Source organism: Algoriphagus boseongensis (assembly GCF_004362805.1).
In the GTDB taxonomy this organism is placed as follows: domain Bacteria; phylum Bacteroidota; class Bacteroidia; order Cytophagales; family Cyclobacteriaceae; genus Algoriphagus; species Algoriphagus boseongensis.
Genome location: NZ_SNYF01000005.1, coordinates 587,913 through 603,690, shown reverse-complemented (window position 1 = coordinate 603,690; position 15,778 = coordinate 587,913). Strand labels below are relative to the sequence as shown.

The 15,778-nt window shown below is 41.5% G+C and carries 9 protein-coding genes; 6 read left to right on the top strand and 3 right to left on the bottom strand.

Features of this window, described 5'->3' with window-relative positions:
- Positions 1 to 1,209 precede the first annotated feature (1,209 nt).
- Positions 1,210 to 1,656 carry an IS200/IS605 family transposase gene (tnpA, locus tag DFQ04_RS02620; RefSeq protein ID WP_133552396.1) on the top strand — a complete coding sequence of 149 codons (447 nt, stop codon included), beginning with the start codon at positions 1,210 to 1,212 and terminating at the stop codon, positions 1,654 to 1,656.
- A gap of 423 nt (positions 1,657 to 2,079) precedes the next feature.
- On the opposite strand, the gene DFQ04_RS02615 is transcribed toward tnpA, so the two are convergent.
- Positions 2,080 to 4,845 (bottom strand): carboxypeptidase-like regulatory domain-containing protein, encoded by a 2,766-nt coding sequence (locus DFQ04_RS02615; protein WP_133552394.1) that lies wholly within the window; start codon positions 4,843 to 4,845, stop codon positions 2,080 to 2,082.
- Between the two features lie 231 nt (positions 4,846 to 5,076).
- Between DFQ04_RS02615 and DFQ04_RS02610 the strand changes: the two genes are divergently transcribed.
- Positions 5,077 to 5,268 (top strand): hypothetical protein, encoded by a 192-nt coding sequence (locus tag DFQ04_RS02610; protein ID WP_133552392.1) that lies wholly within the window; start codon positions 5,077 to 5,079, stop codon positions 5,266 to 5,268.
- Between the two features lie 332 nt (positions 5,269 to 5,600).
- On the opposite strand, the gene DFQ04_RS02600 is transcribed toward DFQ04_RS02610, so the two are convergent.
- The gene (locus DFQ04_RS02600; RefSeq protein ID WP_133552390.1) at positions 5,601 to 6,764 is read right to left on the bottom strand and encodes a THUMP domain-containing class I SAM-dependent RNA methyltransferase; all 1,164 of its coding nucleotides are present in this window, start codon (positions 6,762 to 6,764) and stop codon (positions 5,601 to 5,603) included.
- A 172-nt stretch (positions 6,765 to 6,936) separates the two neighbouring features.
- Between DFQ04_RS02600 and DFQ04_RS02595 the strand changes: the two genes are divergently transcribed.
- The 4 genes from DFQ04_RS02595 to DFQ04_RS02580 all read left to right on the top strand — a co-directional run bounded on the left by DFQ04_RS02595 (position 6,937) and on the right by DFQ04_RS02580 (position 14,668).
- Positions 6,937 to 8,304: a 3-keto-disaccharide hydrolase gene (locus DFQ04_RS02595; RefSeq protein WP_133552388.1), complete on the top strand. Its 1,368-nt coding sequence runs from the start codon at positions 6,937 to 6,939 to the stop codon at positions 8,302 to 8,304.
- An 11-nt stretch (positions 8,305 to 8,315) separates the two neighbouring features.
- The gene (locus tag DFQ04_RS02590) at positions 8,316 to 9,665 is read left to right on the top strand and encodes a Gfo/Idh/MocA family protein (protein ID WP_133552386.1); all 1,350 of its coding nucleotides are present in this window, start codon (positions 8,316 to 8,318) and stop codon (positions 9,663 to 9,665) included.
- 288 nt (positions 9,666 to 9,953) lie between these two features.
- Entirely contained in the window at positions 9,954 to 12,971 is a 3,018-nt protein-coding gene (locus DFQ04_RS02585; RefSeq protein ID WP_133552384.1) for a SusC/RagA family TonB-linked outer membrane protein, read from the top strand.
- A 17-nt stretch (positions 12,972 to 12,988) separates the two neighbouring features.
- Positions 12,989 to 14,668 (top strand): RagB/SusD family nutrient uptake outer membrane protein, encoded by a 1,680-nt coding sequence (locus tag DFQ04_RS02580; RefSeq protein WP_133552382.1) that lies wholly within the window; start codon positions 12,989 to 12,991, stop codon positions 14,666 to 14,668.
- Between the two features lie 72 nt (positions 14,669 to 14,740).
- Here the strand turns inward: DFQ04_RS02580 and DFQ04_RS02575 are convergent, their stop codons facing one another.
- Positions 14,741 to 15,766: a LacI family DNA-binding transcriptional regulator gene (locus tag DFQ04_RS02575; RefSeq protein ID WP_133552380.1), complete on the bottom strand. Its 1,026-nt coding sequence runs from the start codon at positions 15,764 to 15,766 to the stop codon at positions 14,741 to 14,743.
- Between the last annotated feature and the right edge of the window lie 12 nt (positions 15,767 to 15,778).

Here is a 15,778-nt window from a genome sequence, read left to right as displayed (position 1 = left end):
CCCCGAAAGGGGTAAAACCTTTCAATAGCTCAAAAACCAAGAATCCTCTCCCAGACCCCGAAAGGGGTCTAACTCCTCAAATCAGGTTCAACCCCGAAGGGGTTGCCGTATAATCAGCGCTATTTCTTCTATTTAAAGGTTTGATCCTTTCAGGATCATATTTGTTCACCCATCCATCAGGGAAAAGGATAATCCACCAATAATCAGTCAAGTCTATCTGGTAGAGGAACGTTCTATGATTTTGGTACATCGTTCTACTCCGAAAGGGGTAAAACCTTTCAATAGCTCAAAAACCAAGAATCCTCTCCCAGACCCCGAAAGGGGTCTAACTCCTCAAATCAGGTTCAACCCCGAAGGGGTTGCCGTATAATCAGCGCTATTTCTTCTATTTAAAGGTTTGATCCTTTCAGGATCATATTTGTTCACCCATCCATCAGGGAAAAGGATAATCCACCAATAATCAGTCAAGTCTATCTGGTAGAGGAACGTTCTATGATTTTGGTACATCGTTCTACTCCGAAAGGGGTAAAACCTTTCAATAGCTCAAAAACCAAGAAGCCTCTCCCAGACCCCGAAAGGGGTCTAACTCCTCCAATCAGGTTCAACCCTTAAGGGGTTGCCGTTTAATTAGGGCTATTTCTTCTATTCAAAGGTTTGATCCTTTCAGGATCATATTTGTTAACCCATCCATCAGGGAAAAGGATAATCCATCTATAATCAGTCAAGTCTATCTGGGAGAGGAACGTTCTATCCTTTTGGTACAACGTTCTACCATTTTGTAGGAACGTTCTATCTGGGAGAGGAACGTTCCACCATTTTGATACATCTTTCTACCATTTTGCAGGAACTTTCTATCTGGGGGAAGAACGTTCTATGATTTTGGTGCATCTTTCTACCTTTTTGTAGGAACGATCTATCTGGGGGAAGAACGTTCTTGCTGTAGGTGGACGATTCTATTTTGGGATAGAAATCTGTACCTGTAGGTACAATCGCCCACCTGTAGATACATTTTTTCTTATTTTTCAGTAGAATATTTTGTGTATAAAAAATATTAAAGACCCCAAAAGGGGTCAAATCTTTCAATAGCCTTGAGACCATCCACACCTTACCGACCCCGAAGCGGGTCGAACTTTCTCTAGTTAATGCATTTGTTTTAAGCCTAAAATCCCAGAAATTAGGGAATACATTTTTCTTAAAACCTCATTTTTTATGTCCACCTACACTCAACTCCTTTACCATATCGTTTTCTCTACTAAAAACAGGGAAAGAACACTTTCTGCTGATCATAGAAAACGTCTTTTCGCCTATATTCATCAGCTTTTGACCAAAAAAAATTGCCATCTGTATCGCATCAATGGAGTAGAAGACCACCTGCATATTTTAACTCACATCCATCCTACCATTTCAATCGCTTCTTTGATCAAAGACATCAAATTGGCCTCGGGTGATTTTATCCGAAAGGAAAGAATTTTTCTAAATTTTAAGGAGTGGCAAGAGGGATATGCAGCCTTTACAGTATCCATCCATTCCAAAGAAAGGCTAATTAATTATGTTAAAAACCAAGAAATCCATCATCAGACCAGCTCATTTCTCGAAGAATACAAAAGCCTCTTAAGGGAATTTGAAATCGAATTTGATGAAAAGTACTTAATGTAAGTTTAACCCTTTCAGGGTTAATGCTGATCAGTACTCATTTTTCTATTGATAAATTAGATCCATTCTGGATCTTTTCTAATCCACCTATGTTGGTTGTATGTGTGTTATTCTAGGTTTTCTAACAATATCCGACCCATACCGGGTCAAGTTTACCATTTTGGTGCATCGTTCTTTCCCGACAGTGGTAAAACCTTTCAATAGCTCAAAAACCAAGAATCCTTTCCCAGACCCCGAAGAGGGTCTATCTCCACCAATCAGGTTCAACCCCTAAGGGGTTGTCTTTTTATGATGGCTATTATTCTATTCAGAGGTTAGATCCTTTCAGGATCTTGCTTTTTATTCAGCCATTAGCCAAGCCATGGGGTATGATAAATAGTCCATGCTCCTATTTTTATCAATGGTATTCTAAAAGCTATTTTTTTCTCAAAACTCAATCAGAATTATCTGATAAATAGCCTCCCCATCTTCGGTTGTGCCCTCCACTTTTAGATTCATTCCTTTTAATCCGTAAGGCAGTTTGATTTTGACTTTGTACACCCCATTTTCTGTCTTTGCCAAAGGATCCCAATAGATAGTAGGCTTCATTTTCAGGTAGCTATCTGCCGGAGGATTTTTGGGGAATTCAGGAAAAGATGAATACCCCCGAACCGGAAAAATCTGGAAACCTTCTGAATTGAATTTTCGGTCTGAATCAGGACCAGTTCGGAAACCGTTTTTGGTTTCGATCATCAAAACTCCGGAATATCCTGCCATGCCAAAGACCACATTGGAAATGTTGTCATTGTACACTTTGATGGATTTGAGTTGGGAAGGTTCATAACCCAGAACTCTTGCTCTAAAATCCTCAGGTTCTAAAAAAGGCATGCTTACCCCATCAATAATCAGCAAGGGCGAACCTGTTCTCTCCCCATAGGTGAAGTTTCGGAATTTAAGGGTACTCATATTGAACCTCAATAATCCCAATATTTCAGCCCAGGTTTTAGTTTCCAAGTCCTTTTCTCCCACTTCCTGATTGGGATCTCCGTACCCATAATTTCGATCCGCCATTGTCTCCCTTTCCCTATTCTCTTCCTTTACAAATTCTTCCAGCAGAATGTAGTCTCCGGAGGTATCCAATAAAGGTTCTGCTTGAGTTGGAATTGGTACAGTTTGGTAATTCAGACGAGGAAATGACCCCCTATATCCGGGGGGAGTAAATGGAATCAATTCCACCTTTCCCAATGGTCGCAGTTTTTCATCAAGAGCTGCAATTGCGATTTGGGCTGAGTCCCTAAAATTCAAACCTGTAGCCCAGAAATAGCCCGATGAATCCGATGCTACCAAGCCATAATCCTCCAGATCATCTCTTACTATGGTAATTCCGGTTGCAAGTGGATCTCTTTTCCTAGTGGGGACATATACTCCCTCCACTGAAATCCCATACTCAATTGGAAAAGCCAGCTCAGAATCAAAAGTCTCAGGTAAATCTTCATCCAACCAATTCATGGCATTTTCCAGTCGGAATTTTGGATCAAATTCCATGTTGATCGCATTTTGGGTAGCTGAAATCAAGAAATTTGCATCGACCAGATTTTCATAACTATCCTGAAACTTGAGTTCCAACTCCAAAACCCGATAATTCAAGGAATCACTTAGGACAAAATCAGGCTCAATAACAATATCTCCGAAAAGGGCTTCTTGCTCGGATTTATCTGTTTTTAGCATTTGCCCTTGAGAAATGACAGGAAAAGGAAGTTGGAACATATCTTTTTCAGGGAAATTCAGACTCCAACGGGTATAGGCTCTCATCAAATAATCTCCTGCCGGCAAGCTATCTGGAAGGACAAAGCCTCCTGAAACTTTACCCTGCTGAATGGGAAAAATTCCTTTTTGAACGGTGTAAAATTTGGAATCCATAATCTCCACGTACAAGGTTCTACTTAAGCTATCCTGAGAAATAGGATTTTGATACAACATTTTTCCTCCAAACCAAAGTGTTTCCCCAGGATAGACAGTGGGTTTAGAAAACGTGAGCCAAGGCTTTTCTCGAAGGTTGTTTAATTTCAAATGACGACTATGGAAAACTTCCAAGTCCTCAGTCAAGCCTGAAAATCGCTCATCTGGAACAAAATCCAATGGAAGAGAACGAGCAAGTCTTTGCCTACCCATAAAACCGGAGAGTACCAATTGGGTAGGGTGCATTAAGGTGCCATTTCGATCCACATCAAAATAACCAGAAGGGGCTACAACCCAAGAAATGGCATGGTAGATATTTTCGTAATAATCGTTTGGCCAAGGCTTGTTTAAATGATGAATTTCAATCCGCTCAGGAAGAAAAATCCTGTAAACTCCATTACCTAAGGGCTTGACATACACAAACTCAAGCTGAACTGGCAGGATGGATTTTCCCAGCTCATAATAAAAATCATTGGTTCTGTCCTCCTTAGGAATATTCGGGTTGGCACGATACAAATCAAAGCCTTCCACCCCAGAGTTTTTCAACAAAAGGGAAAGCGCGAAATGTCTAACTGAACTCTGGTAATTGAGTCCTTTGTTTTGTTCCCATTCGTTTTGTGTAACTGAATCCTGGGCATCCAATTCTCTATAAAAGGCCTGCCCGAAAAATCTGGAGGCATTTCTCAGCATCCTAAAATCCTGCAAATGGTAATCAATTTGATATCCCAAAGCTTTGTTTACGACTTGGAGTGGCTGGACTGCAGTTGCTTGTATGTAGTTAAAGCCCTTATCTGGATTAACCTTTTCGAAATCGAGAACCCAAGGATTGAGAATTTCAATATCCTTCCCATAAGGATCATCCGGGACGGCGAGGAAAACTTCCTTGAACATTTTTAGAGTTCTTTCCCAACTTCTATCCCGCTTCGCTTTTAATTCCACTTCAGAAAGGTTGTCTTCCAAAAATTCCAATTCGAAGTTTTGGGTATAGCTTTGTCGGCCTTTCCGCTGGATAGTTTGGCTGACGGTCTTATAGCCTACGAAGGAAGCTACCAGTTCAAATTCTTCAGGGATTTTCCCGGTGATGGTGAAATTCCCATCCACATCAGTGGCAGCACCGAGAGTGGAATTATTGACAAAAACATTGGCAAAAGGAAGCGGCAAACCCGAACCCTTTTCCTTGACTACCCCGCTGATAGTTTGAGATTCTGCCAAAAAAGAAATGAAGCACAGGATTAAAAAAACAATTCTTCGCATTGGCAATGGCTTCAACTAATTGGTTTAGAAAAGTAAACTAATGAATTTAGCTCAAACATGCATTTGAAAAGGGATGAACGTCCTGATTCAACTTCAAACTGATTGTCCATTTCAAACCAAAAAGTGTTCGATTACAAGACAACTGACTTTAGCCATCGGCCTTTCTAATACAAAAACAAGGGTTTTAAGGATTGGAACAGGGTTTGAAGAATTATAGAAAACCAAATACCTATGTTGACCTTTCTGTTGTGGCTGATTCTCTTCATCCTTTGTTGGCCTTTGGCAATAGTAGCCCTTATCCTTTATCCTATCGTTTGGTTGTTGCTGCTCCCCTTCCGCTTGTTGGGATTTGCTATTGATTTAAGCTTCGATTTAGTTCGAAATCTTTTTATGCTGCCATTCCGCCTGGTTGGGGTGAAGTAAAATGTCCGATGCGGGATGCTGGATGACCGGTGTCCGGTGTGGGATGTCCGATGTGGGATGCTGGAAGTCCGATGTCGGGTGTCACGTCATTGCGAGAGGCAATTGCTTATTTACTGTAATAAAAGAAGACAAAATACCCCGAAGCAATCTTAGCTTAATAAAAAGGACTGTCTGCTGATAAAATCTCTGACAGATTTACAAAGCTAAAAATTACAGCTTGCCACAGGTTACTTTCGGTTTTTTTTGTAATCCCGAAACTGCTGACTGTCTACTGCTAACTGCTCACTGCCTACTGTCTACTGCTCCCGATAGCTATCGGGACTGCCTACTGCTCAAACCTCCCTTTTCCCCTCGTATAAATCGTACTTCAAAAGCCTGCAGTCAATCGTCCCATTCCAAAACTCAATTCTGCGGCTTGCTTTCAAACCAACCTTTTTCGCCAACTCCATATTTCCGGTAAAAATATACCCCCGGTATCCTGCGCATTTCTGCTTCATGAAGTCCCCCATTCGCTTGTAAGTCTCTTCCAATTCAGTCAAATCACCCAATCTTTCCCCGTATTCTGGATTGAAGAAAATAACACCTTTGGGTTTCTCTGGGATTTCAGTCTCTGCAAAATCACAAACTTGAAAATCGATCATGTGCTCCACACCTGCATAGGCTGCATTCTCTCTGGCAAAAGAAATAGCCTGTAAGGAAATATCCGAAGCGATGATTTTAACTTCAGTGGCCTCCACAATTTTGGCTTCGAGCTTTTTCTTTTTGGCTAAAAATGCTTCCTCATTATATCCCAAAATATGCTGAAAGGCATAGGTATCACGATATAACCCCGGGTATCTTTTGGTCGCCAAAAGAGCTGCCTCAATGGCTAAGGTTCCGGAACCACACATGGGATTGATAAAAGGCACTCGGGTATTCCATTCCGTGGCGAAAATGGTGGAAGCCGCCAAGGATTCCATCATGGGAGCTTTTCCTGGAATTTTTCGATAGCCATGTTTGGCTAGTGTCTCACCGGAAGTATTCAGGTAAACCGAGGCTTGGGTCTCTTTCCAATACACCTGAAATACCAATCCATTAAAGTCTGATCCAGAATCTGGTCTCCTACCCTTTAAGTCTCTGAACCGATCCACTATGGCATCTTTGACTTTGACATTGACAATCAATGGTGTGGTCACGGACTCATTTTCCACCACTGAGCTCACTGAAAAATAACCGTCTATATCCAAGTACTCTTCCCAAGGGATTGCCTTGAATCTTCGGTAGATATCATCGGCATTTCGGAGATAAAAGGATTTGATTTCGTACAAAACCTGAGAAGCCGTCCTGAGATGGAGGTTTAGATCCATACATTCCTCCATGGAGGCGACGATTTCTATCCCTGTGCGAGTGACTTCCTTGGGCACAAAACCCAACTCACGGATTTCCTGCTCCAGGTAACTTACCGATCGATCTTTGCAGGTAATAAATACTTTTCCTTTTTGGTTGAAATCAAGCATGCGCAAAGGTAAGAAACACAACTAGGAATTCTGGAAAAGGATAGAAATACTCTACCATTCGTACAAAATTGGCGGAAATACTCGCAAACGATTGCGTAAATTGAAACTAGAATTCATTGTCCCTACCCCTCGATTTGGTGAATTTTATCAAAACTCAATTAACCCAAAGCAAATGAAACTACGCGTTGCAAACCTCTTACTCTTAATCCTCCTTGCCCATGCAACTTGGGCTCAAAAGGGAAATTGGCAGGAATTGTTTAATGGAAAAGACCTAACTGGCTGGAAAGCCGTAGCTGGAGCTGCTACTTTCGAAGTCAAGGATGGAGTGATAGAAGGAACTGCTGTATTTGGTACCGGAAACACCTTCCTGGTGACCGAAAAAGAATACACCGACTTCATTTTGGAAGTAGATCTGATGATCAGCCATTCCTCATCCAATAGTGGAATTATGGCAAGAGGCCAATTCGACCCAGCTGCCAGAGATGGAAAGGGTTTGGTGTATGGGTACCAAATCGAAGCTGATCCAACCGATCGGGCTTGGTCCGGAGGAATTTATGATGAAGCGAGAAGAGGTTGGTTCTATCCAGTAGACCTAAATCCCGCTGCCAAATCAGCCTTCAAAATGGGAGAATGGAATACTTATAGAATAGAAGCTATTGGAAACACTATCAAAACTTGGGTAAATGGTCAAGAGGTGGCCTATTTCATGGATGCGATGGACTCCAAGGGTTTTATCGGACTTCAGGTTCACTCCATCGGCAAAAAAGAAGATGAGGGAAGAAAGACGCTTTTCAGAAACGTCCGCATTCAAACCGAAAATCTGAAGCCAATGCCATTTAAAGGAGATGTTTTCGTAGTAAGTACGCTTACCAATGAATTATCTGATCTGGAGAAAAAGAATGGATGGAAGTTGCTCTTCGATGGAAAGACAAGCAAAGGCTGGGTTGGTGCCTACAAGGATAAATTCCCTGAAAAAGGCTGGGCTATTAAAGACGGCATTTTAACAATCCAAAAGTCTGATGGAAGCGAGTCTACCAATTATGGTGACATCGTTACAACTGAGCAATTCAGTGCTTTTGATTTGGCCTTTGATTTTAAAATAACTGAAGGAGCAAACAGCGGGGTTAAATACTTCGTGACGCTTTCTGAAGGGAATAAGGGTTCAGCAATTGGTTTAGAATACCAAATCTTAGATGACGCTAACCATCCCGATGCCAAAATGGGAATTAACGGAAACCGGACTTTAGCTTCTTTGTATGACCTGATCAAAGCCAATAAGCAGCCGAGATTTGTGAGAAAACCCGGAGAGTGGAACCAAGGCCGAGTAGTGGTCTACCCTGACAATCGAGTGGAGCACTATATCAATGGAGTGAAGGTGGTAGAATATGTTCGTGGGTCCAAAGAATTCCGCGATTTGGTAGCCATCAGTAAGTATAAGGTCTGGGAGAACTTTGGAGAAGCCAAGGAAGGACATATCCTACTCCAAGACCATGGAGATGAGGTAAGCTATAAGAATATCAAAATCAAAGTATTGAAGTAAATCCAAAAGCCATGAATGATTCTAGTAGAAGAGATTTTCTAAAAAAAACCACTGCAGCATCTCTAGGGATTTCCGCATTGGGTTCTCTGGCATTTTCTCCTAAGTCCTACGCAAGGATTATCGGTGCAAATGAACGGCTGAATGTGGCCATTGCCGGATTAGGAAGAAGATTGGGGGCTTTTTATGAGCCAATAGGATTGAAGTCCAGCAATGTCAATCTGCTTTACCTCTGTGATGCCATGCTTTCCCAGATGCCAAAAGCAGCGAACAACTTCGCAAAACACATAGATTACAATCCAAAGCAGGAACAGAATATTTTCAAAGTTTTGGATGATAAGGAAGTGGATGTATTGATCAATGCCACACCCGATCACTGGCATGCTCCTGGGACCTGGCTTGCTCTGGAACGTGGAAAGCACGTGTATGTGGAAAAGCCCTGCTCGCATAATCCTCGTGAAGGAGAATTGCTCATTGCGCTGCAAAAGAAATACAACAAGGTAGTCCAAATGGGTAACCAGCAGCGATCAGCTCCTGAAAGCCGGGAAATCATTGCCGCTATTCATGCCGGTGTCATTGGTCAGGTTTATAAAGCCACCGCTTTTTATAGCAATGGGCGTGGGGAAGTACCTGTTGCCAAACCAGCACCGGCACCGCAAGGCCTTGATTGGGAATTATTCCAAGGACCAGCACCAAGAAAGCCTTACACCCATGATACCTGGGACTACAATTGGCATTGGTACGGATGGGATTATGGAACTGCAGAAACAGGAAATAATGCCACACACGAACTGGACGTAGCCAGATGGGCGCTTCAGGTATCATACCCAAGTAAGGTAGAAGTGGAAGCTGCCAAAAGACATTTTCTAAATGACGGTTGGACCATGTATGATACTATGGAGGCCCAGTTTACTTTCGAAAATGGCTCAGTAATCGAATGGGATGGTAAAAGCCGCAATAATTACAATACATATGGAGCTGATCGAGGAACCATCATCTATGGATCTGAAGGAACTGTCTTTGTCAACCGAAATGGATATACGCAGTATGACAGACAGGGCAAGAAAGTAAAAGAGAATAAAGGTGGTGGCTCAGAGGCTGGAACCCAATTGGGGGGCGGCGGAGACATGAGCACCACCCACGTGGTCAATTTCTTCAATGCTGTGCGAGGAATCGAAAAACAAAACTCTACCATTGAGGAAGGAGCTGTTTCCACCCTGCTTTGTCATTTGGCCAATATCTCCTATCGTACCGGCGAAACCTTGGTATGTGATTCAAAAAATGGGCACATCACCAATTCTCCGAAAGCAATGGCCTTATGGTCAAGAGAATATGAAAAAGGATGGGAGCCACCTAAGCTATAGTTTGTTTGTTGTTTGATTGTTTTCCTTAATTACCAGAGCACCCGGGTTTGATAAAGATCCGGGTGTTTTTATTTACCGGTTGGCGAATAAAGTTTTTGAATATACCCTATTGAAAATCAGTTTAATTCACGCGCAATCGATTCCGTAAATCAGAGAGTTTAGGTGTTGAATTCATTTTTCCTTCTGTCTACCTTTTTACTATCGAAAACCGAGTTTTTTTTCCACTCATAACCAATTTAAAAAAACAGGAAAAATCTAATCTATCTATTAACAATAACCCCTTAAACTATGCGTACAAAATTTTACACTTACCTCTCGGTAGTGTTGATGATGGTGCTGAGCATTGGAATTGCTCAAGCCCAGGATGTGCAGGTAACTGGGACAGTCTATGACGAATCGGGGACTCCATTGCCTGGGGTCTCGATTTTGGTCAAAGGGACTACCCGAGGAACCACTACCGACTTGGATGGAAAGTATTCCATCTCTTCGCCAAGCAATTCGACCTTGGTGTTTTCATTTATTGGCTACAATACAGTAGAAGAAGCTGTAGGAAGCAGAACCAGAATAAACGTAAACCTCTCTCCTGACCTTGCTGACTTGGAAGAAGTTGTGGTGGTGGGTTATGGTACCCAAAAGAAAAGTCAATTAACGGGTGCTATTTCTTCTGTTGGAAATAAAGAAATCCAAGAACTTCCTATCACAGATGCCAGACAAGCTTTGCAAGGTAGAGCGGCTGGTGTGGACGTGGTTCAGCCTGGTTCTAAGCCGGGTTCAGCTCCTCAGGTTCGTATTCGAGGTAGAAGATCGTTTAACGCTTCCAATGAACCGCTATATGTAATTGATGGTATCCCTACTGTAGGCGGTATGGAAGACATCAACCCAAATGACATTACTTCCATGGAGGTATTGAAAGATGCTTCTGCTACCGCTATTTATGGTTCCAGAGGCTCTAACGGGGTGGTTTTGATTACTACTAAAAGAGGTAATGCAGGTAAAACCGTAGTTTCTTTGGATTCTTACTATGGTGTAAGCAATGAGTTGGGAAGAATCGAAGTATTCGACGGACCTGGATTTGCTGAATACAAAAGAGAATCAAGAAGAGCTACAGGAAACTATCCAGAAGGACCATCAACTCCCGAAGCCGACGCCAAGTTATTCGAACCAGTGGAATTGGAAAGTATTCAATTGGGAAGAAGTACCGATTACGTAGCTGGATTGATGAGACAAGGTAGTATTCAAAGCCACCAAATCGGAGTATCTGGGGGAAATGATAAGACTACATTCTTTGTTTCTGGAAACTATTTCAAAGATGTAGGGGTAATCCAAAATCAAGACTTTTCTCGCTATACCTTCCGAATCAATTTGGATCACAAGATCAATGATAAAGTAAGAATTGGAACATCCACCTTGGTTTCTTTTAGTGAAAGAAATGGTGAAAACTTCAACCCTATCGGGGGAGCTTTACAGGAAAACCCACTTGGAAAACCTTATGATGATGAAGGAAATCTAATCTTCCTTCCAACCTCTGACGGTTTGAGAACTAACCCATTTGCAGAAGTAGTTCCCGGAGCTCAAGTTGATGAAACGTTCAGAAGAAGAGTATTTAATAGTATTTATCTGAATTGGGAGATTGTCAAAGGCTTGACGTATCGATTGAACTTTGGTCCTGATTTGAATATCGAAAGAAATGGAAGATTCACAGGATCTCAAACTAATGCCAGAAGAGGCGGAGACGCAACTGGTAGCGTAGATGATCGATTCAATTTCAATTATACTTTAGAAAATATTTTGACTTACGATAAGACATTCAATACAGATCACAATATTAATGTGACCTTATTGCAGTCTTTCCAGAAGGATAAATTTGAGCAGAGCTCAATCAGTGTTCTTGGTATCCCTGCTCCTTCACAGCTTTACCATAGACTAGGTGATGCTTCCCAGATCACCGGTGCAAACACTAACCTGGTTGAATGGGCACTTCTTTCTTACATGGCTAGAGTGAACTATGGCTATAAAGGAAAATACCTTTTAACTGGTACAATCCGGGCTGACGGTAGCTCCAGATTCGGTGAAAACAACAAGTTTGGTTTCTTCCCATCTGTGGCATTCGGTTGGAATATGCATCAGGAAGAATTCTTGAAGAACTCCTCTTGGCTGGATCAATTGAAATTCCGAGTTAGCTACGGTTCTATTGGTAATCAGGCGATCACTCCTTACCAGACTCAAGCTTTATTAGGAAGAACCAGCTACGCATGGGATAATACAGCAGCTTTCGGTTATAGACCAAATACAATCGGTAATCCGGATTTGAGATGGGAAACTTCGACCACCTTCAATACTGGTTTTGACTTCGCCATTTTCAAGAACAGAATCTTTGGTACGTTTGAATACTATATAACCAATACTTCTGACCTACTTGCCCCTCAGCCACTTCCAAACTCAACAGGTTTTGGAGGATTCACTACCAACATTGGAGAAACTCAGAACAAGGGTATTGAATTAACTCTATCCACTCTGAACATTGAAAAGGGTGACTTTACCTGGTCAACTGATATCATTTTCACCAGAAACAGAGAGAAAATCGTATCTCTTCCTAATGGAGATGATATCGCAGCAGGCAGATTTATTGGACAGCCACTTACTGTTTTCTATGATTTGAAAAAAGTAGGTATTTGGCAAACCTCAGAAAAAGATTTGGCTGCTAGCTTTGGTGACAAACCAGGTGAAATCAAAGTTCAGGATACCAATGGTGACGGAAGAATCAACTCACTTGACCGTGTAATCCTAGGATCTGCAGTAGCTGATTTTGCAATTGGTATGACCAACCGATTTACTTTCAAAGGATTTGACTTATCCTTCTTTGTGTTCGGAAGATTTGGATCTATGATCAGAAGCCAGTTCCACCAGCAGTTCAATACACTCTTTGGAAGATACAACAACTTGGCTGTGGACTATTGGACTCCAAACAATCCAACCAATCTGTATCCAAGACCAAATCAGAATCAGGAGTTTCCAAAGTATAACTCTTCGATGTCCTTATTTGATGGAACCTTCATCAAAGTCAGAAACATCAACTTTGGCTACAATTTCTCGAGAAGCCTAATCGATAAAATCGGTTTTTCAAGCCTAAGATTGTATTCCAGTATTCAGAATCCATTTATCTTCTCTGAATACAGAAAAGTGCATAAAGGAATCGATCCTGAGACCTTTATTGATGGTGAACAAGGTGTAGAAGGTGGAGTAATCAACGCTAACATCGCTCCTCCTGTAGTTCAATTCACCTTTGGTATCAATGCTAAATTTTAACCAAAAGCACGAAGACAATGAAAAATTCTAATTTAAAATATAAAGTAAGAAACCTGACAAAAGTGGGTGCCTTGGCATTGAGCCTTCTTTTCGCTCAGTCTTGCCAGGATGCGTTGCAGGAAGATGTAATCTCTCAAATCGGTAGTGATTATTTAAATACCGCAAAAGGGATTGATGATGCTGTTGCTGCAGCTTATAGTACCATGAGAATTTGGTATGGTACAGAAAGAGGAAACAATTTCACTGAATTTGGTACAGATATCTACACCAATGGTGCTGATGGTTCATGGAAATTCATGAATACTTATACCAACCAATTTGATTCTCAGAATGGACATGTTCGTGAACTTTGGGATGAATTGTATAGAGGAATCAACACAGCCAATGCTGTGGTTGATCGAACTCCAAATGTCACAGGAATGAGTGAAGCCTTAAAAACTCAACGAGTGGCTGAGGCTAAATTTATTCGGGCTCACCATTACTTCCTTTTGGTTCAGCTATTTGGACCAGTAGAGTTGAGACTTTCTGAGACATTGGTGCCTACCAAAGAAGTTAAGCGAAATTCTGAAGCTGAGGTTTATGCTGCAATTATCAAGGATTTGACAGAAGCAGTGCCTGGTTTGGAAAACAAAAAAGCTTCATCTCAGTATGGACGAGCCACTCAAGCGGCAGCCAGACATTTGTTGGGCAGGGTATATTTGACCAAAGGAACCTCTTCTGCTAAAGCAGGTGATGATTTTGCAAAAGCAGAAACTGAACTAAACGCCGTTGTTACCAATACAGTTGGATTAAAACTTCTTCCTGATTTCGGACAAGTTCATGCTTTTGGTAATGAGATTAATGATGAAGTGATTTGGTCTGTTCAGTATACCAGAAGCCCATTAACCAATGGTGGCGGAAATAACTCTCACGTGTTCTTCCTAATGGAGTATGATACCCAACCAGGTATGCAGAGAGATACTGAAAATGGTCGTCCATTTAAGAGATATAGACCTACTGTGTATGCGATGGAGAAGGTATTCCAGAATCGTGAAAACGACAGTAGATACAAGAAGTCTTACAAGGACACCTACCTTTCTAACAGACCGGGAACTTATAATACTACCTTTGACAACTCTAAAGCGTCTTTGACCTTTGCCACTGGTGACACTACTATGTTCCTTCCTGGATATGAAATGCCAGCAGCAGAAAGAGCAAAAAAGAAGTATCAGGTTTTGGTACCAAGCAGATATGACGAAAAACTGTTCCCAGCTTTGACTAAGCACCTTGATCCAGGACGAGTGGACAGAACTCAGTTTGAAGGTGGTAGAGATTACATTGCAATGCGTTTGGCTGACACGTATCTCCTATTGGCTGAGGCACAATTCCGTCAGAACAAAATAGCTGAAGCCACAGCTACCATCAATGTAGTAAGAAGAAGAGCTGCTTGGCCTGGAAAACAAACCGCTATGGAAATCACCCCTGCTCAAATGACTTTCGAGTTTTTGATGGAAGAAAGAGCAAGGGAATTGACAGGTGAGCAAACCCGTTGGTTGGATTTGAAAAGATGGGGTAATTTGATTGAGAGAGTGAAGCTTTATAATCCACAAGCTGCACCAAATATCAAAGACTTCCATGTATTGAGACCAATTCCTCAAAATCAAATAGACCGAGCTCAGGGGGGAGCTGAAGCATTCCCTCAAAACCCTGGCTACTAAGAGGCTATGGCACATAAAAAAAGGGTCCCGGAAATTCCGGGACCCTTTTTCAATTAAGAAAACCAAAACAAATTATACGACAATGGTTGAAGATCTAATTGTAATATTTGAAGGAATGGTTATTACCTGATTTGGAAGGTCAGGTTGACGGGGTTTGGTTAACTTCTTCATCAGAAGTTTGGCACATTCCTCTCCAATATTAAATGCAGGTTGAGTGATAGTAGTAAGCGAAGGATTCAGAAGACTCGCAATACTAAGATTTGAAAAGAAGCTGATGATTTTAATATCATTTGGGATCCTAAGATGAGTTCTTTTCACTGCGTGATACGTAGCTAGAGCCAATTTTTCAACAGATGACAATATCCCATCAGGTCTATTTGGCCCATCTAATAATTTGCGGATTGATTCAATATTTTCTTCCTCCTCTTGGCAGCAGGTGATATTTAATTGAGGTTCGGGAGATAATCCAGCCTGCTTCAAGGCATCCAAATACCCTCTGTATCTATCTTTGGTAATAGAAAGCTCTTTGGAAAGCATTAAGAATGCAATTTTTCTACATCCTTGCTGGATAAGGTGTTTAGTTCCTTCAAAACCGCTCTCATAGTCATTGGTAATGAATTTGGTAGTAGGGATATCTGAGCAAATCCTATCAAAAAATACCAATGGAAATCCCCTTTCGTGTAATCTCGTCAAATGGGAAATATCGCTAGTTTGACTGGAAACAGACATGATAATCGCATCTGCCCTTCCATTCATTAATAAATTGACAATCTTCTTTTCCCTATCTACATCTTCATGGGTACTATATACCAAAAGATGGTATCCATACTGCTGGGTAATTTCTTCAATCCCGTCGACTACTTTCGAAAAGAAGCTACTCATTCGTTCGGGAATTACCACGGCAATGGTTTTGCTTTTGTTCTCTCTTAGACTTCGAGCAAATGGATTAGGCTGGTAATTCAGCTTTTCGGCCATACTGATCACCTTTTTCTTGGTAGCCTCGCTGATTTCGTAGCTATCATTTAGGGCTCTTGAAACTGTCGAAGGGGAGAGTTTCAACTCAGCAGCCAATTCTTTCAAATTAACTCCAGTATTCATAGATAGATTGGG

What these genes read in the sequence shown, in the direction of transcription:
- tnpA (WP_133552396.1), top strand. Translation starts at nt 1,210, where the DNA reads ATGTCCACCTACACTCAACTCCTTTACCATATCGTTTTCTCTACTAAA.
- DFQ04_RS02600 (WP_133552390.1), bottom strand. Translation starts at nt 6,764, where the DNA reads ATGCTTGATTTCAACCAAAAAGGAAAAGTATTTATTACCTGCAAAGAT.
- DFQ04_RS02610 (WP_133552392.1), top strand. Translation starts at nt 5,077, where the DNA reads ATGTTGACCTTTCTGTTGTGGCTGATTCTCTTCATCCTTTGTTGGCCT.
- DFQ04_RS02580 (WP_133552382.1), top strand. Translation starts at nt 12,989, where the DNA reads ATGAAAAATTCTAATTTAAAATATAAAGTAAGAAACCTGACAAAAGTG.
- DFQ04_RS02615 (WP_133552394.1), bottom strand. Translation starts at nt 4,845, where the DNA reads ATGCGAAGAATTGTTTTTTTAATCCTGTGCTTCATTTCTTTTTTGGCA.
- DFQ04_RS02595 (WP_133552388.1), top strand. Translation starts at nt 6,937, where the DNA reads ATGAAACTACGCGTTGCAAACCTCTTACTCTTAATCCTCCTTGCCCAT.
- DFQ04_RS02590 (WP_133552386.1), top strand. Translation starts at nt 8,316, where the DNA reads ATGAATGATTCTAGTAGAAGAGATTTTCTAAAAAAAACCACTGCAGCA.
- DFQ04_RS02585 (WP_133552384.1), top strand. Translation starts at nt 9,954, where the DNA reads ATGCGTACAAAATTTTACACTTACCTCTCGGTAGTGTTGATGATGGTG.
- DFQ04_RS02575 (WP_133552380.1), bottom strand. Translation starts at nt 15,766, where the DNA reads ATGAATACTGGAGTTAATTTGAAAGAATTGGCTGCTGAGTTGAAACTC.